Genomic DNA, 20,799 nt, shown 5'->3' with positions numbered 1-20,799 from the left:
CGAAATAATAAAACTATCGGTTGCACAGCAAAAGAAAGCGCCTATGGATGGTTATGTGCTTGCCCACGGCCATAAGGGAAGGGAGAAGGAAGGCATGGAGCTGTTTGAACGTTTAGTGAATGAGCAATTAAAAACAATGGAGCAGCTGTTGTTTTTACAGTCGGAAATCGAACGGTGCCAAGAAATTGAAAAACAGTTAATCGAGCTGCAGCAGGAAGCGAAGCTCCAATCGCTTCAAGAGGAAATCCGGCAGATGAAACAACAGTTGAAAGAAATTCAACAAACGTTTGAAAAACAAACGGAAGAAGTCATTCTTGCCTATCAAAACCAGCATCGCCGCATGTGCGAGCCATCTTCAGCGTGGTAAGATGGCTTTCTTTTGTTTCCATTTGTATGTTCAATCGTTATAATAAAAAGAGAAGTTCCCATAAAAGAAAGTGGGGAGAAAAATGTCGGGATATCCTATGGAAGGAGAAGTTATTCAAATACACAGTTATAAACATAATGGGATGATTCACCGTATATGGGAAGAATCGCTCGTGCTAAAAGGAGCTTCTACATATATTATCGGGGCGAATGATAAAACGCTGGTAACGGAAGCGGATGGACGAACATGGGTCACGCGTGAACCAGCCATCTGCTTTTTTCATGCCAAGCATTGGTTTAATATTATTGGGATGATTCGTGACGACGGGATTTATTATTATTGCAATTTAAGTTCGCCGTTTGTATGGGATGAGGAAGCGCTTAAATACATTGATTATGATTTAGATATTAAAGTATTTCCCGATATGACATATATTTTACTCGATGAAGACGAATATGAACGGCACCGCAAAGAGATGAATTATCCTGATGTGATTGACCGCATTTTAAAAAACAATGTAAAGAAGCTGATCAGCTGGATTCAGGAAAGAAAAGGTCCGTTTGCTCCTGATTTTATTGACAAGTGGTATGACAAGTTTCAATCATATCGAAAGTGAATAAAAGAAGAAAGCAAAAAGCCTGTTCGTTGCCGCAAACAGGTTTTTCTGCTTTTAAAGGGGGGATGTTTTGTGGAAAGTATTCGCCGCTATATGCGGTTTGTTCGCCCGTACAAGTGGCATATCATCGCCACGATGATCATCGGAATTATTAAATTTGCAATTCCGCTTCTCATTCCATTATTGCTGAAATATGTGGTCGACGACATTATCGGAAATAAGGCGCTACCGATGTCAGAGAAGACGTCCCGGCTTTGGTGGGCGCTGGCAGTGATGCTGATTATTTTTGTCCTCATTCGCCCCATTGTAGAATATTATCGCCAATATTTCGCGCAATGGACGGCAAGCAAAGTGCTGTATGACATCCGCAACCAATTGTTTACCCATATGCAAAAATTAAGTTTTACGTATTATTCGAATCATCGCACCGGCGAAATTATTTCGCGCGTCATTAACGATGTCGAGCAGACGAAAGATTTTATCATTACCGGATTAATGAATCTTTGGCTGGATATGGCGACGATTATCATTGCGCTTGTCATTATGATGAAGATGGATATAAAGCTGACGCTGATTTCCATTAGCACACTTCCGCTTTATGCGTTTTCCGTTAAATATTTTTTCGGCCGGCTGCGCCAGCGGACGAGAATGCGCTCCCAGGCGCTGGCGGAGCTTCAAGCGTACTTGCATGAGCGGGTGCAAGGAATGTCAGTCATTAAAAGTTTTGCCATCGAAGAAGCAGAGCAAAAGCGATTTTCTGCGCAAAACAACAATTTTTTAACGAAGGCGCTAATGCACACGAACTGGACTGCCAAATCGTTTTCCGTCGTCAACACCGTCACCGACATCGCCCCGATCATCGTGATTATTTATGCCGGCTACCAAGTGCTGCTCGGCCATATTACCGTTGGGACGATGGTCGCTTTCGTCGGATATATTGACCGACTGTACAGCCCGTTGCGCCGCCTTGTCAATTCGTCTACGACATTAACGCAGTCGTTCGCTTCGATGGACCGAATGTTCGAGTTTTTCGATGAACCGTATGATATCGTTGACGCGCCAAACGCCATCGATTGTAAAGAGGTGAAAGGCGACGTTGTGTTTGAGCGCGTCACCTTTGCCTATCATAAAAATGAACGGCCGGTGCTGCGCGATATTTCATTTTCTGTAAAAGCGGGCGAAACGATCGCCCTTGTCGGCATGAGCGGAGGCGGAAAATCTACGTTAGTAAGCTTAATCCCACGGTTTTATGACGTGACTTCGGGACGGATTTTATTGGATGGCATTGATATTCGTGATTTTCGTGTGCGCAGTTTGCGTGATCAAATTGGAATGGTATTTCAAGACAGCTTCTTATTTAGCGATTCAGTGAAGGAAAATATTTTGCTCGGAAAATCGGATGCGACGGATGAAGAGGTGATTGCCGCCGCAAAAGCCGCCAATGCCCATGATTTTATTATGAGTCTGCCGGATGGATATGACACAAAAGTCGGGGAGCGCGGCATAAAATTGTTCGGAGGGCAAAAACAGCGGATCGCTATAGCCCGCGTCTTTCTAAAAAATCCGCCTTTGCTTATTTTCGATGAAGCGACATCGGCGCTTGATCTCGAAAATGAGCATTACATTCAAGAAGCAATGGAGCGGCTCGCCAAAGATCGGACGACGTTTATCGTCGCCCATCGCCTGTCAACGATTACGCATGCGGACCGTATTTTTCTTATAGAAGATGGAGTGATTGTCGAAAGCGGCACCCATGAGGAATTAATGGCGAAACAAGGGAGCTATTATCATTTATTTACAATCCAGCAACTCCATCAATAGATAAAAGAAAAATATTTATATTATTGGAAAATAAAAGATAAAAACGGTTTTACGCACTGTAAGACCGTTTTTTATTATTGTTCCTTCTATTTCGATAATTTTAATTTTTTATAATATTATATTGTCTTATAAAAAAATGCATGGCATAATTTTAATTAAAATAAAAATATTTCATCAATTCAACAGGGATGGGAGGTGAAATAATGGCAGGCGCACGTGTGCTGGAAGTGAAAGGATTAAAAACGTCCTTTTTTACCGATGAGGGAGAAATTCCTGCCGTAGACGGCGTGGATTTTTACATAAATGAAGGAGAAATTTTAGGAGTCGTTGGCGAATCAGGATGCGGAAAAAGCGTCACTTCGTTGTCCATTATGGGGTTATTGCCAAAAGGCATCGGGCGTATTGTCGATGGCGAAATCCTTTTTAAAGGCGAAAACCTTGTTCATGCTTCGGAAAAACGAATGAAGCAAATCCGCGGCAATGAAATTGCCATGATCTTTCAAGAGCCAATGACCTCCTTAAATCCGCTGTTTACGATTGGCAATCAGTTGGTCGAGGCTATTCGCATACATACGAACATAAATAAAAAGGAAGCGAAAACAAGAGCAGTGGAAATGTTAAAACTTGTAGGCCTGCCGCGCGCGGAGCAAATCATCGACGAATATCCGCACCAACTCTCCGGCGGAATGCGCCAGCGCGTCATGATTGCGATGGCGATGGCATGCCGTCCGGCGCTGCTGATTGCCGACGAACCGACTACGGCGCTCGATGTAACGATACAGGCGCAAATTTTGGCGTTGATGAAAGAACTGAATAAAAACTTTCGCACTTCAATCATGATGATTACGCACGATTTGGGGGTTGTCGCGGAAATATGCGACCGTGTGATTGTCATGTATTCGGGAAAGATTGTGGAAGAGGGAGATGTACGGACTATTTTCAAAAACCCAAAACATCCGTATACGATCGGTTTGATTCAATCGGTCCCGGATATTCGTGACAAAAAGGAACGGTTGTATTCGATTCCGGGCAATGTGCCGAAGCCGGGATCGGTTCGCCAAGGCTGCCGGTTTGCGGCAAGGTGCGAGCATGCTTTTGACCGTTGTTTCCAAGAAGATCCGAAACTATATGAAGCAGAAGAACGCGGCCATCGCGTCCGTTGTTTTTTGCCGCTCGGAGAGGAGGAACAAAATCGTGAGCGAGCCGCTGTTGCAAGTGAAAGGGCTTAAAAAGTATTTTCCGATTACGGGAGGAGTGTTTGGCAAAAAAGTTGGCGAAGTGAAAGCAGTCGATGATGTTACTTTTACCGTCTATAAAGGGGAAACGCTTGGCATTGTCGGGGAAAGCGGCTGCGGCAAGTCAACGACAGGGCGGATGCTACTTCGTTTAATTGAACCGACAGCAGGGTCGATCGTTTTCGAGGGAAAAGAAGTAACGACATTGCCGAAAGCAGAATTACGAAAAATGCGGCGCGATATGCAAATGATTTTCCAAGATCCTTTCGCCTCGTTGAATCCGCGCCATACGGTGGAAAAAATTTTGGAAGAGCCGCTGATCGTACACGGAGTAGGTTCCAAAGAGGAACGAAAAAAACGCGTTCGGGAAATGCTGGAAGTGGTTGGGCTTGGATCGTATCACGCCAAGCGCTATCCACATCAGTTCAGCGGTGGGCAGCGGCAGCGCATCGGCATCGCGCGCGCTTTGATGACAAATCCAAAGTTGATTATCGCCGATGAGCCAGTATCAGCGCTGGATGTGTCGATTCAGGCGCAAGTGTTGAATTTGCTTGAAGACTTACAAAAAGAATTTGGGCTTACCTATATTTTTATAGCCCACGATCTAGGAGTTGTCCGCCATATCAGCGATCGCGTCGGGGTCATGTATTTAGGGCGCCTCGTCGAATTGGCGGATAGCGACAAATTATACCAAGCGCCGAAACATCCGTATACGCAGGCGCTGCTTTCCGCCGTGCCAATTCCAGACCCAGAGTATAAGAAAGAACGCCAACTTTTATCAGGCGATTTGCCAAGCCCGGCCAATCCGCCGCAAGGATGCGCGTTTCATACGCGTTGCAGCGCTTGCATGGATATTTGCAAACAAAAGCGGCCGGAGATGAAAGAAGTAGAAAAAGGGCATTACGTTGCTTGCCATCTATATGAGATGGATGGCAAACAACGAAATGATAGAAATTTCATTTAAGGGGGAACAAAGGATGAGGAGAAAAACATGGATGACATTGCTCGCTTTGATGCTTGCAGTGTCGATGGCGCTTGTTGGCTGCGGGAAGTCAGAAACAACAAGCGGAGGCGCAAAAGGAAAATCATCTCAAGACACGCTCGTTTATGGGCGCGGCGGCGATTCTGTCTCGCTTGACCCGGCTACGGTCACGGACGGGGAATCGCTAAAGGTAACGAAAAATATTTTTGATACACTGCTAGACTATAATGACGAAGATACGACGGTAAAACCGGCATTGGCGACCGAATGGACGATTTCCAAAGACGGACTGACCTATACGTTTAAGCTCCGCAAAGGGGTGAAGTTCCATGATGGAACGGATTTCAACGCCCAAGCGGTTGTCTTTAACTTTGAACGTTGGGCCAACGGCAATGCGGACAAATTTCCGTATTATGGCTCGATGTTCGGCGGTTATAAAAACGATGAAAGCCATGTCATTAAAGAGGTAAAAGCATTGGACGATTACACGGTTCAATTCGTGTTGAAACGTCCACAAGCTCCATTTTTGAAAAATCTTGCGATGACGCCGTTTGCGATCGCCAGCCCGGCGGCGATTAAAAAATATGGCGACAAGTTTGGCGAGCATCCAGTGGGAACCGGACCATTCGTGTTTAAAGAATGGAAGCGCAACGAGCGCATCGTTCTCGAAAAAAATAAAGATTATTGGGAAAAGGGCTATCCAAAGCTAAATCAATTAATCTTTGTTTCGATTCCAGATAACTCTGCCCGTCTAAACGCATTGTTAAAAGGTGAAATCGATTTGATGGAAGATTTGAATCCAACCGATTTGAAACAAATCGAAGGAAATAAAGATTTCCAAATCTTCAAACGACCGTCGATGAACGTCGGTTACGTCGGGTTGACGGCGACGAGAGGACCGTTGAAAAACAAATTAGTCCGTCAAGCATTAAACTATGCGGTGGACAAAAAGGCGATTATTGACGCGTTCTACGCCGGCCAGGCGGAACCGGCGAAAAACCCGATGCCGCCAAGCATTCCTGGCTATAATGATGCCATTAAAGATTATCCGTTTGATTTAAACAAAGCGAAAGAACTGCTCGCAAAAGCAGGATATCCAAACGGATTCGAAATGGAATTATGGGCGATGCCAGTGCCGCGTCCATATATGCCGGACGGGAAAAAAATCGCAGAGGCACTGCAAGCGAATTTTGCAAAAATTGGTGTCAAAGCGAAAATCGTTACGTATGAATGGGCTACTTACTTAGAAAAACTGGCCAAAGGAGAAGCGGATGCGTTCTTGCTTGGCTGGACCGGCGATAACGGTGACGCCGACAACTTCTTGTACGCGCTGCTCGACAAAGACAGCATCGGCAGCAACAACTATACGTATTACTCCAATGATGAGCTTCATAAAATTTTAGTCGAGGCGCAAACAATCAGCGACGAAAATAAACGAAATGAACTGTATAAAAAGGCGCAAGAAATTATTAAAGAGGATGCACCATGGATTCCGCTCGTTCACTCGACACCGCTGCTTGCCGGCAAAGCAAACATTAAAGGCTTTAAGCCGCATCCAACCGGTTCCGATAAATTTACAAAAGTCGAATTCGAATAATGATATGCGGAGGGGAAAGGAGTGCATCCTCCCCTCTTTTTCATGATCGGCAAAAGGAGGGACAGTGCGTGCTTTCATATGCAGTCAGAAGAATACTCATGGTCATCCCTGTATTGTTTGGAATGTCACTTGTCGTTTTTTTCATGATTCGCGCGATACCTGGCAATCCCGCGCAAGTCATTTTAGGACAGAAAGCAACGAAGGAAGCGGTTGCCGCGCTAACGCATAAGTTAGGATTAGATCAACCTTGGTATGTGCAGTACATCAAATATTTAGGCGGCCTGTTGCATGGAGATTTAGGAGAGTCGATCCGCACGGGTGCCGCGATATCGGATGAAATTTGGCCGTATTTGGCGGCGACGTTGGAGCTGTCGCTTGTTGCGATGATCATCGCGGTTGTCATAGGAGTTAATGCTGGCATTATTAGCGCATGGTTTCAAAATTCCTGGTTTGACTATATCGCGATGGTCTTAGCGCTTATCGGCGTTTCGATGCCGATTTTCTGGCTTGGCCTGATGGAACAGTGGGTGTTTTCGATTCAATTAGATTGGCTTCCGACATCGGGGCGTGAAGAAGTGCGAAATCCGATTGAGCCGATTACCCACTTGTATTTGCTTGATACGCTCTTACAAGGAAATACGGAGCAGTTTATGCAAGTCGTGCAACATTTAATTTTGCCAAGCGTCGCCTTAGCGACGATTCCAATGGCAATTATCGCGCGGATTACGCGCTCGAGCATGCTCGAAGTAATGAAATCGGATTACATCCGCACGGCAAGAGCAAAAGGGTTAAGCATGTTTTGGGTCGTGTACAAGCACTCATTGAAAAATGCAATCATTCCGGTGTTGACCGTTATTGGTTTGCAAACAGGCCTGTTGCTTGGCGGCGCGATTTTAACGGAAACGATTTTCAGCTGGCCTGGCATTGGCCGCTACATTTACGATGCGATAGGCTATCGCGATTATCCGGTTATTCAATCGGGAATTTTAGTGATCGCCACCATTTTTATTTTTATTAACTTAATCGTTGATTTGCTTTATGCGGTGATCGATCCGCGCATTAAATATAACTAAGGAAGGGGGAAGCGGATATGGCCGAACTAGCACGCAGTCAAACACCGATGCATACGGTGCAAGAGCAAACCGAGTCTACTTCCCTGTGGAAAGAAGGATGGCGCCAATTTCGCAAAAACAAAATCGCTCTTGTCGGACTGGGCATCGTCGTCTTTTTTATCTTGCTGGCGATTTTTGCTCCACTGCTGGCGCCTTATGACTTTAAAGATCAAAATTTAGCAGAGCGGCTGCAGCCGCCGTCATCGAAACATTTATTTGGAACGGACGATTTTGGAAGGGATATTTTCTCGCGTGTCCTTTACGGGGCGAGAATCTCGCTGTGGGTCGGCTTTTTCTCTGTGCTTGGCTCAGTCATTGCCGGCTCGCTGCTCGGCATCATTGCGGGGTATTACGGGCGCTGGATTGACGGCATTATTTCGCGTTTGTTTGATATTATGCTCGCCTTTCCAAGCATTTTGCTAGCCATCGGCATTGTCGCCGTGCTTGGACCGTCTTTGCAAAACGCATTAATTGCGATAGCGGTCATTAATATTCCAAACTTCGGACGTTTGATCCGATCGCGCGTTTTAAGCATTAAGCAAGAAGAATACATCATGGCGGCGAAAGCGATCGGGATGAGTGATATGCGCATTTTGTTCCATCACATTTTGCCGAACAGCATGGCGCCGATTATCGTGCAAGGGACACTGGCGATTGCGACGGCCATCATTGAAGCGGCCGCCCTTGGATTTTTAGGATTAGGGGCGCAGCCGCCAAATCCAGAGTGGGGGAAAATGCTTGCCGATTCAAAAGACTTTTTGACACAGGCGCCATGGACGATGATTTTTCCGGGACTAGCGATTATGCTTACCGTGCTTGGCTTTAACTTAATGGGCGACGGATTGCGCGATGCGCTAGACCCGCGCATGAAAAGCTAACGAAAAAGGCTATCTCCCCAGCGGAGATAGCCTTTTAGTCATTGGTTAAATTTTTCAATAAGGAAGAATCATGATGATAATGATGGAAGCTGTCAATAAGCTTATCAAGATGTTCCAATTGCTCGCTATAATCGATAATCGTGCCGATCAAGGAGAAAAGATAGTATTCGTTCGATTGGTGATGATGCGCGTAAAACGCCTCGATTAATCGTATTCTCTCTTGATGCGCTTCATCAGCGGTTTCCGTGCGTGGCTGATGTTTTACTTTACCAATAAACTTTAGAAGTAGTTGTTCATGATAATAGAGAAGACAGTCTAACTGCGAACGGATTACTTGCTGAAATTCACACGGCATGTGATACAGTTCGTTTTCAAAGCGATGAAGAAGTTTTAATGTATCGAGCGCTCGGTTAGCCGCGACGATCATTTGCCGGTATAACACGAGCTTTCGCGATTTTTGGAAGCGGTTTTTGCGGAAATAGGTGCGCTCTTCTTTGTACATTAAGTAAAGATGTTCAAGCTTCGTCATATTTTCTTTTATTTTTTCAATATCTTCTTTTAAAATATGATGCTCCGATGCGTGTCTGATATGGACTCGAATCCACTTTAAAATGTTTTCCGTGTTTTCGCTAATTTTCTCATATAGTTTCTTTTCATATTTTGGCGGAAGAAAGATTAAATTGACAATAAAGGCAGCAAATATGCCAAGCATAATGGTGAGAAAACGGATAACGGCAAATTCGATGAACTGTTTATCTGTATATTCCATAATCGCGATAACCGTCACTAACGCCACCGAGATGGTAGATTCAAGGCGCATTTTTAAGCAGAGGGCGATAACAATCATGAGCGTAAGGCCGATAATAAATGGATCGCGTCCCAATAACAGGACGGCGATGATCGCAAAGACGGCCCCAATGATATTCGCCTGCACTTGTTCGACCAATGAAAGGTAAGAGCGATAGATCGTCGGCTGCATCGCAAACACAGCCGAAATTCCCGCAAATACGGGAGAAGGGAAGTGTAGTAACGTTGCGAGGAAAAGCGCTAATGTAACGGCGATTCCCGTTTTAAAAATGCGGGCACCGAGCTTCATAATATCTCAAACCTTTCCTCCTTCATTATCGTAAACAATTAGTACTATACACGCTTTTTATATATGATATCAAGAAGGAAATATACATGGAAAATATGGTGACCCCCCTTCTAAGTGCTTCGCGTGATAGAAGGGGAATGTGTCCGGGGATTTTGGTTCAAAAATCGGAAGGAGAGGTCGATGGATACGTAAGAAATGGGGAATAAGGGCAAATCCAAAAAGAGAGCATCCCACCAATGCGGGATGCTCGTTTCATCATTCTGTCGAAATCGAAGGATCAGCTTGTTCTTTCGTCGGCATGACTTGGAAGAAATGGTCTTCCGGTTTTTCAAGAAGCGGCTGTAATGATTGCGCTTCTTCGTGCTGATCGTGTTCTTTCAATAGTTCAATGTATTTCGATAGTAGCTCTTGTACATCCGCTTTTCCGCGCTCGCTCAATGGCTCGAGGCGTACTTGCGCTCCTTTGGCGATACGGCGTTCTAATGCCGTTTTCGTTAAGCCCATTTCGGGCTGATGGCGCAAGTAGACGACACCGCCGGTCATGCCGGCGCAAATCCATGGGCCTGGGTCGCCAAGGACGAGACCGCGGCCATTTGTCATGTACTCAAAGGCGAATCCTTTAATATTCGCGCGCGCGCCGATGTTTCCGTGTTCTTCTTCAGGAAGCGGGGCGGTTACTTGGCCGCCGATAATCATATCCGCACCGGAGAGGCGGATACCGGCGCGTGCATCGGCGTTTCCTTGCACAACGAGAAGTCCTTTTTGTGCGCCGTATCCAAAGCCCTTGCCAACAGACCCATTATAAAATTTTCCGTCTTTTCCTTTTGCTTTAAAAATCAAGATGCTACCGCCGAGAGCCGTTTTTCCGACGCCGTCTTGGCCGCCGCCGTCAACATGGATATGAATGCCGTGAGTGTTATAAGCGCCAAGGCCGTTGCCTGGGATCGAGCCTTTCATATAGCGCAAGGTGACGTTCGGTAATTTTTTGTACGAACCATCAAGACGTCCGCGCACACGATGACACGAAACACGACTGCCGAGAACGCGCTGTTCTGACGTGATGGTCGTAAATTCACGGGAGCGATGCAAATCTTCCACATGATAATCGAGATATTCTGCTCCGGCTGCCACGAGCAACTCTGGTTCTTCCGCGCTTGCGGCCGCTTCTTTTTGCGCCAGCTGCGCGACTTCGAGCACTTTAAGCAAGTTTGCCAGATTCATTTGCTCTAGCCCTCTTGTTTGCTCTAATAAGTCGGAGCGGCCGACAATATCTTGCAGACGGGTAACACCGAGGGATGCCGTCAATGCTTTTAGCTCATTTCCGAAGGCGGTGAATAAGTTGACTAATCCTTGCACGGCCGCATCGAATTGCCGTGGTACGAAACGGCGCAATCCGTGTTCTTTTGCTTGCGCTACCGATTCAATTTGCGTGGCGATTCCGACATGGCACGTATCTAAATGACAGCCGCGGCACGTCGTACAGCCGATCGCGATCATCGATAGCGTGCCAAAGCCGATGCGGTTGGCCCCAAGCAGCATCACTTTAAGAACGTCCAGCGCGCTTTTGATGCCGCCGTCCGCCCAAATTTCGACTTTGTGTCGTAAACCAGCTTCTATGAGCGCGTTATGGGCCGCTTTTACCCCGATTTCTACCGGCAGGCCGACATGCTGAAGGGCGTGGATGCGAGCTGCTCCAGTGCCTCCGTCAAAGCCGCTTAGCGTAATAATGTCCGCTCCTGCTTTGGCGATGCCGACGGCAATTGTTCCGATGTTTGGCACAACTGGGACTTTAACGGCGACCTTTGCCTTGTCGTTTGCCGTTTTTAACTCGGCAATCATTTGTGCTAAATCTTCGATCGAATAAATGTCATGGTTATTGGACGGTGAAATTAAGTCGGAACCGATTGTCGCGTTCCGTGCTTCGGCGATTTTTGCCGTCACTTTTGAACCCGGCAAATGCCCGCCTTCGCCCGGTTTTGCTCCTTGGCCGATTTTAATTTCGAGTAGATTCGAAGAGTTCAACAGCTCCGCGTTGACCCCAAAGCGGCCGGAGGCGATTTGCTGGCCGCGAGTGCGCGGGTATTTGCCGAGCATATCTTTAATTTCGCCACCTTCGCCGTTTAAGCTGACCATGTTCAGCCGGTCTGCCGCTTCCGCATAAGCGCGGAACGCTACTTCATTTTGCGAACCGAACGACATCGAAGCAATGACAAACGGCAGGCTATGTTCACCAACGCTAATATCGACTTTCTCTATTGGAACCGGTGCGTTGGATTTCTTGATATCTAGCAAATGACGGATCGTTGTCGGCGTTTCGGTTTCAAGCTCGTTCATTTTTTCTCGATAGTTATCATACGATCCTGTTTGTGCGACTTCTCCGATCGCTTTCCAAATGCGCGGAAAGAGGTGGAACGTTTTTCCTGGTTTTGCGTTTTCATTCGCGTAGTCTTCCGCGCGTGCGATGGCGTCTCGTTTCAGCGCTTCGAAATCGTATTGCAGCGAATCCGAACCAAAGAAGTTGACGATGTTTAACACATCGGCAATGTCATCATGCAGACCAATTGATGAGAAGAGACGGCTATATCCGCGCAATTCGTGAATGCCAATCGTCGAAATCACTTTTTCTAATCCTTTATTGAGCGCTTTAAATAGGTTAACAACAGGTGTAATCGACTCTTCTGACGCAACCGTCGCAAACATGAGATACGGGCTGATAGCGTTTGCTCCTAATCCATAGGCGACGACAAAATCATGAAGGGAGCGAATCGCTCCGGAACGAAGCAAAAGCGAACAGTCGCGGCGCAGCCCTTGTTTCGCTAACGCTTGATCGATGGCCGATGTGATAAGCAGTGGGTCAATCCATAAGTTTCCGTTTTGATGTGCCTCTGCATCATCAATAACAAGCAAGGTTTTGCCGGAACGGATCGCCTCACATGCTTCGGTAGAAAGACGCTCTAGCGCCTGCGGGATGTTTTCTTCCGCCGTAAATGTCGCGGACAGGATGTGTGCTAATTGTTTTTCTTGGAACGAATGGACGATTTGATCGTACGAAGGATGATGTAATTCTGTCGCACAGTCGTTTCCGATTTTTCCTTCGATGAGAATCGGCGAGCTAAGCTCGATGGCGTAGGATGTTTCTGTTTGAGCAAAAAGAGACGGCCGTTTGCCAATCACTGTTCTTGTTGAGAAATGTTCCATCTCACGGTCGCGGTCAATGGCTGGATTGGTGACAACAGCGACGCTTTCTTTAATGAAGTCAGCAAGATTTTTGCGATTCGGATCAATCGCTGCCAGCGGCGCGTCATGACCGAGCGAGCGAATCGGTTCCGCCCCTTTTTCCGCCATTTGTTCTAAAAGCTGAATGTGTTCTCTGTCCCAGCCGAACGCGGCATATTGACCGTTATGCACTTTTGTCAGCGCTGAAGCAAATAGGTGATTTTCCAGTTTCGGAACATCGAGGCGGTTCCGGAAGTTAGTAAGATCAAACCGTTTCGAAAAACGGACATATACTTCTTCCTGGAACTGTTCGTATTCCAACACTTGAATGGCCCCGCTGCCAGACCACATTAGGCCGATTTTTTCCCCTGGCGCAAGCGGTTTTGGTTCACCGGTATATTCACACGTTGGAATAATTCCCGGTTCTGATGTAAACACAAACCGCTTTTCCGTTTCTAATTTCCAAAGCGGCCGCAAACCAAGGGCATCGACGCTGAATACTGCTTCATCCCCGTAACGGGAGATAATTGCCGCCGGTCCTTGGGCGAAATGCCCCCATGCTTCGCGGATGTACGTATACAAATCTTGAAGATGCTCCGGATATGCTTTCATTTCATTCACAATAGGCGGGAACAATATATCCATCGCTTCAAATAAGCTATAGCCATAGCGGCAAATGAGCGTTTCGATCGTCCGGCTTAGGTCTTGGGAGTCGCTGCCGTCTTTTGTCAGCGGAACGCCGATCATCGCTGCTTCTTCGCGCAGCTTTGCGATCGTGTTGATTTCTCCGTTATGTCCTAATACGCTAAACGGCTGAACGCGGAAAAAGTTAGACAGCGTATTGGTCGAGTAGCGGTTATGTCCTAATGTCATGGTCGATGCGATAAACGGATGGGCTAAGTCATGATAGTATTTTGGCAAAATATCTCCGGCTCCCATCACTTTATAGACAACGTGGAAATTGCTTAAAGAGGCAACGTGGACATTTTCATCTTGCTCGATGTCAATAAGCAGGTCAAATAACCGTTTCGAAAGATGCACATTGTCGTTTGGCAGCAAGGCGATTTGCCAAAATACCGGTTCTTGTTGAAGTGCGATTGGTCCTAATGCGCTCGAAGAAGTGACGCGGTCCGATTCAAAAATCAATGAGAAACCATGATGTTTACAAAGCTGTTTGATATGTGATTTCATATAATCTATGTCTGCAGACCGATGAATGAAAAGATGACCGACGGTAAAACTTTCGTCGTTTGCTATTTCTGGATTTTGACCGGCGTTTGCGAGTTTTTCCATCCAAAGTTTTCTTGGAATATCCATATGGATGCCGACGCCGTCTCCCTCGCCATTAATAAATCCGGCGCGATGATTCATTTTGACAAGCGCATCAATGCATGTCATAATGTTATCTCGGGTTGGAATACGTCGTTTTTCGATAGCGGCGACAATGCCGCAAGCATCATGCTCCGCTTGATGGAAGTTTTTAAAAAGGTTAGGGTTCCAACGCTGTTTCATACGTAAGTGGCGCTAAAGCGGGAAAACTCCTGCTTTTCGCCATTCACCTCCCGTGTTCAACATAAGCAGCAAGTTTTGGTCTTAATTTTCAGAATTTATAACCTATCATATCATGCTTGCATATTCAAATCAATTATTTATTCATTTTTTAGATTTCATATTCACCATGTTATGATGTTTATTTGTAAGCGTTTTCAATAACTTAACAACAATCCCAGGAGGGTATTCCTCCTGGGATTGTTGCATAATTATTCATTTTTTAATTGCTTAAATGCATTTTCCACCGCTTTGAGCGTATATTCAACGTCTTCTTCGGTATGAGCAAGCGTAACAAACCATGCTTCATATTTGGAAGGAGCGAGGTTAATGCCTTGTTTTAACATGAGTTTAAAGAACTTCGCGAACATTTCTCCATCGCTTCGTTGTGCTTGTTCATAGTTTTCGACTTTTTCTGTGGTGAAGTAGACGGTGAATGCGCCTTTCAAACGGTTGATCGTTATAGGGATGCCGTATTTGTTTGCATGAAGAAGTATGCCTTCTTCCAGCATCGCGCCGAGCTTATCAAGGTATTCGTACACGCCGTCTTGCTGCAGCACTTCAAGGCAGGCGATACCGGCAAGAATCGATGCTGGGTTTCCCGCCATTGTCCCTGCTTGGTATGCCGGACCGAGCGGCGCGACTTGTTCCATAATGTCTTGGCGACCACCGTATGCGCCGATTGGCAGACCGCCGCCAATAATTTTTCCAAGCGCGGTTAAATCGGGTTCGATACCTAATAAATTTTGCGCCCCGCCATACATAAAGCGGAATGCCGTAATCACTTCATCGTAAATGACGAGCGCTCCGGCTTGATGGGCAATTTCATTGATTGCCTCTAAAAAGCCTGTTTTTGGCGTAACGATCCCAAAGTTTCCGACAATTGGTTCCACAAGCACCGCGGCTACTTGGTCTCCCCATACGTCCATTGCTTGTTTGAACGAGTCGACATCGTTGTACGGTACAGTAATTACTTCTTGGGCGATGCTTTTTGGCACGCCGGCGGAATCTGGGGTTCCTAACGTTGATGGACCGGAACCGGCAGCGACAAGGACTAAATCAGAATGCCCGTGGTAACAGCCGGCAAATTTGACGATTTTATCGCGGCCCGTATAAGCGCGCGCCACGCGAATGGTCGTCATGACCGCTTCTGTTCCTGAGTTGACAAAACGCACTTTTTCTAAGGATGGAATCGCTTCTTTCAACATTTTCGCAAATGTAATTTCATGCGGTGTCGGTGTACCGTAAAGAACGCCAGTTTCCGCGGCACGCTGAATCGCTTTCGTGATGTGCGGATGAGCATGGCCAGCAATAATCGGTCCATATGCCGCCAAATAGTCAATATATTTATTGCCATCGACGTCCCAAAAATAAGCGCCTTGCGCGCGTTCCATGACGACTGGCGCCCCGCCGCCGACCGCTTTGTACGAGCGGGAAGGGCTGTTGACGCCGCCGACGATATGCTGCAATGCCTCTTGATACAGTTGTTCGGATTTTGTAAATTGCATCGTTCCAAGCCTCCTGTCATTTCATTGCCGGCTTTTATTTTAACATAAAGCATACTATTTGTTTCATGTTTTCATTTCGGATAAACTATTGCCTATGTGGAGGGAGTGTAACATGAACGCCATTGAAGTAGAGAAACTGCGAAAAGAATTTAAATCGCATTTGAGTCGCTCTGGCTTAGTTGGAGCGTTTCGCGATTTATTTACACGAAATTATCAAATCATCCGCGCTGTCAACGATATTTCGTTTACCGTAAAACAAGGAGAAATGGTTGGCTATATTGGCGAAAATGGCGCGGGGAAATCGACAACGATTAAAATGCTTACGGGAATTTTGACGCCGACATCCGGAAAAGTGCTCGTCAACGGCATGAATCCGCATAAAGAGCGGGAAGCGTTCGTGCGGACCATCGGAGTTGTATTCGGGCAGCGCTCGCAACTTTGGTGGGATATCGCCGTACAAGAGTCGTTTCGGCTGTTGAAAAAAGTGTACCGTGTATCGGATAAAGACTACAAGGAACATATGGAACATGTCATTGAAACGCTCGATATCGCTCCGCTGTTGGACAAGCCGGTTCGCAAGCTATCGCTTGGACAGCGGATGCGCTGTGAGCTGGCTGCCGCGCTTATTCATAACCCGCCGCTTTTATTTTTAGATGAACCGACGATTGGCTTAGATGTGCTTGTAAAACTGAAAATCCGCCAGTTTTTAAAAGAAATTAATGAGAAATACAACACAACTATTTTATTAACGACCCATGATATTTCCGACATCGAAGCGTTATGTGAACGCGTGATTATGCTCGATGAAGGAAAAATCATTTACGATGGTTCGCTTAAGCGTCTCAAAGAAAACTGGGGAGAAGGAAAACAAATTCAATTTACGTTCGCAAACGAAATTACATTAGATGCTTTAAAGGAATTGACGGACGGTTTACAAGTAACATGGAAAAAAGGGGAGCAAGCAAACGTCTGGACAGCAAATATAGCGCCATCGCTGTTGCCAGAAGTCATTAATCGCGTTGTTTCCCGCTATTCGATTCAGGATATGAACATTAACGAAATTTCTACAGAAGAAATTATCCGCAACATCTATGAAGAAGGTGTTGTGCATGGATAAATATATTGAAATGATCCGCATCCGCTTTTTAATGATGCTTGCCTACCGGACAAATTATTACACCGGTATTCTCATTTACGCCATTAATATCGCGGCGTACTATTTTCTTTGGTCGGCGATTTATGGCGGCAAATCGACGATGCAAGGAATGTCGATGGAGCAAATGACAACGTATGTCGCCATCTCATGGATGGCGCGGGCGTTTTATTTTAATAATATCGACCGTGAAATCGCCATGGAGATTAAAGAAGGAAGAGTGGCGACAGAGCTTATCCGTCCTTACAGTTATCTTGGAATGAAAACGATGCAAGGATTAGGGGAAGGAATCTTTCGTTTGTTGTTTCTTTCGCTTCCGGGAATTTTTCTTGTCGCTTTATTTTTGCCTCTCCGTTTTCCAACCGATGTTCATACATGGATGTTTTTCGCCTTGTCGATTGGGTTCAGCTTTATTATTAATTCGGAGCTGAATTTGCTTGCGGGCATCATCACATTTTTTACCCTTAACAATGAAGGGTTATTGCGGGCAAAGCGATTTGTGATCGACTTGTTTTCCGGGCTTATTTTGCCGATCAGCTTTTATCCGGATTGGGCGCAAGAGGTAATGAAATACTTCCCGTTTCAAGGGATCAGCTATATTCCAAGCATGATTGTGACAGAAAGCTTTCAAGGGCAGGCAATTATCCATGGCCTTTTGTTTCAGCTTGTATGGTGCGTGCTGTTGCTCATCCCGATTCAGTTATTGTGGCGAGCGGCGAAAAAACAGCTTGTCATTCAAGGAGGGTGAGTCGTGTTTTACGTATCGATCTTTTTTCAATATATGGCGCAGTACATGAAAACAAAGTTGCAATATCGCGCTGATTTGCTTGTCGAGTTTATTTCTGATTTGATGTCACAGGCGGTCAATCTTGTTTTTCTTCTCGTCGTGTTTGGGCATACGTCATTATTGCACGGCTGGACGCGTGATGAAATTTTATTTATTTACGGATTTTTCTTAGTCCCATATGCGGTGTTTGGAGCATTTTTTAACGTGTGGGATTTTAATGAGCGCTATATTGTGCGTGGAGAAATGGACCGTGTATTGACACGCCCGGTGCACAGCTTGTTTCAAATTATTCTCGAACGCATGGAGTTAGAGTCGCTTCTTGGCGGGGTAACAGGCATGATCATTATGGTGTATGCGGGTGCGCGCTTGCATCTTTCGCTGCATTGGTATGATATTTTTATGTTTATTTTGTTTGTACTAGGTGGAACGTTTATTTATGCGGGAGTATTTGTGTCATTGGCGACCATTAGTTTTTGGGCCGATGCTCGTACATCCATCATGCCGATGATGTACAACATCAGCAACTACGGGCGCTATCCGATTGATATTTATCATCGCGCCATCCGTTATATTTTAACGTGGATTTTGCCGTTTGCGTTCGTTGGCGTGTATCCGGCGTCCTATTTTCTCGGCAAAAAAGAATGGTACGGATATGCGTTTTTTACTCCAGTCATGGGCATCATCTTTTTTGCGATTTCCGTGTTTTTGTGGAACGCAGGGGTAAAACGATATCGAGGTGCAGGGAATTAAAAAGAGGGAGAATCCGAAAGGAAGTAAAAATTCCTTAAAGGGATTGCCCTCTTATTTTTTATGAAAATGAGTATATGTAGTATGTATTATGGTTAATATAATGACAGACCATTTTTTTCGTTTATTGGATTGCTTGCTGGAACTGAATGTAGTGATACAAAAATACTGTTGTGCGGCCAAAATGTTACTCACATTTCGCACCCTCTCGACGAAAATCGGGAGGATTTTTTCGTTCCGATGTCGAATGAATCCTTGACACACAAGGAACGTAAAGGAGTTTTTCACTTATGAACGTTCAAGTCAAAAAGGTCTATCGCAATTCTTATTTGAATATAATAAGTGCCCTATTCAAGAAACTGGGTCTGCCTCAATTGATTGACCATCTCGTGCCCGTCGATCCGCAGTGCCAAACGCGAGTCAGCGATGCCGTTCAGGCCATCCTCTACAATGTGTTTGACGGCCGGCAAGCCCTTGTTCACTTGGAACATTGGGCTCAGGAGGTCGATTGTGAGAAACTCATCCGTCCCGATCTCCATCCTTCCTGGTTGAACGACGATGCGTTGGCCCGTCATCTCGATCGCCTGTATGAGGCTGGCATTCACAACGTCATCAGCACTTGCTTGATTCATATTTATCGAAAAGAAGGCCTTTCCCTCCGAGCCTTCCACGCCGATACGACGGACAAGACCGTTTACGGCGCGTATGAATCGGCCTCGTTAGAGGCCTTACAAATCACACATGGCTACAACCGCCATCATCGTTGGCAAAAACAGATCGGTTTCGGACTGGTCGGCAACGAGGACGGCATCCCGTTTTACGGCGATGTGCACGATGGCAACCTGCCCGATAAAACATGGAATCCCGAGGTGCTGTCTCGTGTCCATGAACAGCTGAAGCAGGCCAAAATCGAAGACGAATGGATTTACGTGGCCGATTCCGCCGCGATGACGAAAGAGACCCTGGCGCAAACCAAAGCGGCCAACGCCTTTTTGATCACCAGAGGCCCTTCGTCGCTCCGGATCGTGAAAACCGCGCTGGCCGAAGCGGATGCTGAGGACACGACGTGGAGCGATCCCTTTACGTTGGCGGAGAGAAACGGCGCCACGTACCGGGTATGGGAAACGGCCTCGACGTATGAAGGCCACCCCGTTCGGCTGATCGTTGTTGAATCGAGCGCGCTCGACCAGCGAAAAGGAAAGACGCTTGAAAAAGAACGAACCAAAGAAGCGGAGCTTCTTCGCGAGGAACAAGCCCGTTGGGAGCGTCACCCCTTCTCCTGCCGGGAAGATGCCGAACAAGCCTTGGCGTCCCTCAAGGCGTCCCTTCGCCCCCGGTTTCATCGGGTTGAGGCCGCGGTCGAAGAGATCGTACGCCTGAAAAAACGGCGCGGACGGCCGAAAAAAGGGGCGGAACCCGAGGTGGAGACGCTGTATTTCTTGCACCTTGACGTCGAATTCGACCAAGACGCGTGGGAACAGGCGAGACGGAAAGCGTCCCGGTTTGTCCTTGTCACGACCGTTCCGAAGGAATGGAAGGGCCAACCCATGGATGCCCAAGAGATCTTGAAGCTGTATAAAGGGCAGATCTCGGTGGAAATGAACTTCGCTTTTTTGAAAGATCCGTTTTTCACGGATGAGATTTACGTCAAAAAACCAGAACGGGTCGCAGTATTAGGCTATTTGTTTCTGTTGGCCTTGGCTATTTACCGCGTTTTTCAGCGCCGAGTGCGTCAGTTTATTACTCCAGAACACCCGTTGAAGGGTCCTGGAGGCCGCAAGCTGACCCGGCCGACGGGACAGGCGATTTTTCAGCTGTTTCAATATGTGAACGTCGTCCTGTTCAAGCTGCCGGATGGGCGCATCCAACGCTCACTGGATCGCTCCCTTACCCCTGATCAGCGAAGGATTCTGCAGGGATTGGGCATGGATGAGAGCATCTACGTGTAACGTGATACGGAACGACCAGCGATGGTAAAAAAAGGATTGCCATCGCTCGTTGTGTTGGTCAAAAAGTTATTCTGAAAAACTAAATAAAAAATCCTTTGTTTTGACCTTGTTAGGGTGCGAAATGTGAGATGTTAACAAAAAAGACAAATTTCTCTTATAGTTGATACTTGATAAAGTTTGTGAAATA

The 20,799-nt window shown here is 46.3% G+C and carries 15 protein-coding genes; 12 read left to right on the top strand and 3 right to left on the bottom strand.

The features are described 5' to 3' along the window. The first annotated feature begins 94 nt into the window (after window positions 1-94). From BDD39_RS14955 to nikC, 8 genes are all read left to right on the top strand, one after another. Window positions 95-367, top strand: a complete 273-nt coding sequence (locus BDD39_RS14955; protein ID WP_166911880.1) for a YgaB family protein — start codon at window positions 95-97, stop codon at window positions 365-367. Between the two features lie 82 nt (window positions 368-449). Next, the gene (gene ntdP / locus BDD39_RS14950; protein WP_166911878.1) at window positions 450-983 is read left to right on the top strand and encodes a nucleoside tri-diphosphate phosphatase; all 534 of its coding nucleotides are present in this window, start codon (window positions 450-452) and stop codon (window positions 981-983) included. 72 nt (window positions 984-1,055) lie between these two features. Next, window positions 1,056-2,804, top strand: coding sequence for an ABC transporter transmembrane domain-containing protein (locus tag BDD39_RS14945; RefSeq protein WP_166911876.1), 1,749 nt, complete (start codon window positions 1,056-1,058; stop codon window positions 2,802-2,804). Window positions 2,805-3,007: 203 nt separating this feature from the next. Further along, window positions 3,008-4,033, top strand: a complete 1,026-nt coding sequence (locus BDD39_RS14940) for an ABC transporter ATP-binding protein (RefSeq protein WP_208404418.1) — start codon at window positions 3,008-3,010, stop codon at window positions 4,031-4,033. Further along, a complete protein-coding gene (locus BDD39_RS14935) occupies window positions 3,999-5,003 on the top strand; it encodes a dipeptide ABC transporter ATP-binding protein (RefSeq protein ID WP_166911872.1) in 1,005 nt (334 codons plus the stop codon). Before BDD39_RS14940 ends, BDD39_RS14935 begins: the two co-directional genes overlap by 35 nt. A gap of 13 nt (window positions 5,004-5,016) precedes the next feature. Beyond that, entirely contained in the window at window positions 5,017-6,618 is a 1,602-nt protein-coding gene (locus tag BDD39_RS14930) for an ABC transporter substrate-binding protein (RefSeq protein WP_166911870.1), read from the top strand. A 68-nt stretch (window positions 6,619-6,686) separates the two neighbouring features. Continuing rightward, on the top strand, window positions 6,687-7,691 hold the full coding sequence (locus tag BDD39_RS14925; protein WP_166911868.1) for an ABC transporter permease subunit: 1,005 nt from the start codon (window positions 6,687-6,689) through the stop codon (window positions 7,689-7,691). A gap of 17 nt (window positions 7,692-7,708) precedes the next feature. Next, entirely contained in the window at window positions 7,709-8,608 is a 900-nt protein-coding gene (gene nikC, locus BDD39_RS14920) for a nickel transporter permease (RefSeq protein WP_166911866.1), read from the top strand. 34 nt (window positions 8,609-8,642) lie between these two features. Here the strand turns inward: nikC and BDD39_RS14915 are convergent, their stop codons facing one another. The 3 genes from BDD39_RS14915 to BDD39_RS14905 form a co-directional block, all read right to left on the bottom strand. Further along, window positions 8,643-9,704 carry an FUSC family protein gene (locus BDD39_RS14915; protein ID WP_166911864.1) on the bottom strand — a complete coding sequence of 354 codons (1,062 nt, stop codon included), beginning with the start codon at window positions 9,702-9,704 and terminating at the stop codon, window positions 8,643-8,645. Window positions 9,705-9,959: 255 nt separating this feature from the next. Further along, a complete protein-coding gene (locus tag BDD39_RS14910) occupies window positions 9,960-14,432 on the bottom strand; it encodes a glutamate synthase-related protein (protein ID WP_166911862.1) in 4,473 nt (1,490 codons plus the stop codon). A 248-nt stretch (window positions 14,433-14,680) separates the two neighbouring features. Beyond that, complete coding sequence (locus tag BDD39_RS14905) at window positions 14,681-15,976, bottom strand: glutamate-1-semialdehyde 2,1-aminomutase (RefSeq protein ID WP_166911860.1); 1,296 nt, start codon at window positions 15,974-15,976, stop codon at window positions 14,681-14,683. Window positions 15,977-16,088: 112 nt separating this feature from the next. On the opposite strand from BDD39_RS14905, the gene BDD39_RS14900 reads away from it, so the two are divergent. The 4 genes from BDD39_RS14900 (at window position 16,089) to BDD39_RS14885 (ending at window position 20,612) form a co-directional block, all read left to right on the top strand. After that, window positions 16,089-17,093 (top strand): ABC transporter ATP-binding protein, encoded by a 1,005-nt coding sequence (locus tag BDD39_RS14900; RefSeq protein ID WP_166911858.1) that lies wholly within the window; start codon window positions 16,089-16,091, stop codon window positions 17,091-17,093. Then, window positions 17,086-17,877 carry an ABC transporter permease gene (locus tag BDD39_RS14895; protein ID WP_166911856.1) on the top strand — a complete coding sequence of 264 codons (792 nt, stop codon included), beginning with the start codon at window positions 17,086-17,088 and terminating at the stop codon, window positions 17,875-17,877. The genes BDD39_RS14900 and BDD39_RS14895 overlap by 8 nt, the downstream gene beginning before the upstream one ends. Before the next feature lie 3 nt (window positions 17,878-17,880). After that, a complete protein-coding gene (locus BDD39_RS14890) occupies window positions 17,881-18,666 on the top strand; it encodes an ABC-2 family transporter protein (RefSeq protein WP_166911854.1) in 786 nt (261 codons plus the stop codon). 287 nt (window positions 18,667-18,953) lie between these two features. Next, window positions 18,954-20,612 (top strand): IS1634 family transposase, encoded by a 1,659-nt coding sequence (locus BDD39_RS14885; protein ID WP_015863777.1) that lies wholly within the window; start codon window positions 18,954-18,956, stop codon window positions 20,610-20,612. Window positions 20,613-20,799 lie beyond the last annotated feature (187 nt).

This window comes from Saccharococcus thermophilus (genome assembly GCF_011761475.1).
GTDB classification, from domain to species: domain Bacteria; phylum Bacillota; class Bacilli; order Bacillales; family Anoxybacillaceae; genus Saccharococcus; species Saccharococcus thermophilus.
The sequence above is the reverse complement of the archived record's forward strand: the minus strand, read 5'-3'. Positions and strand labels throughout refer to the sequence as shown.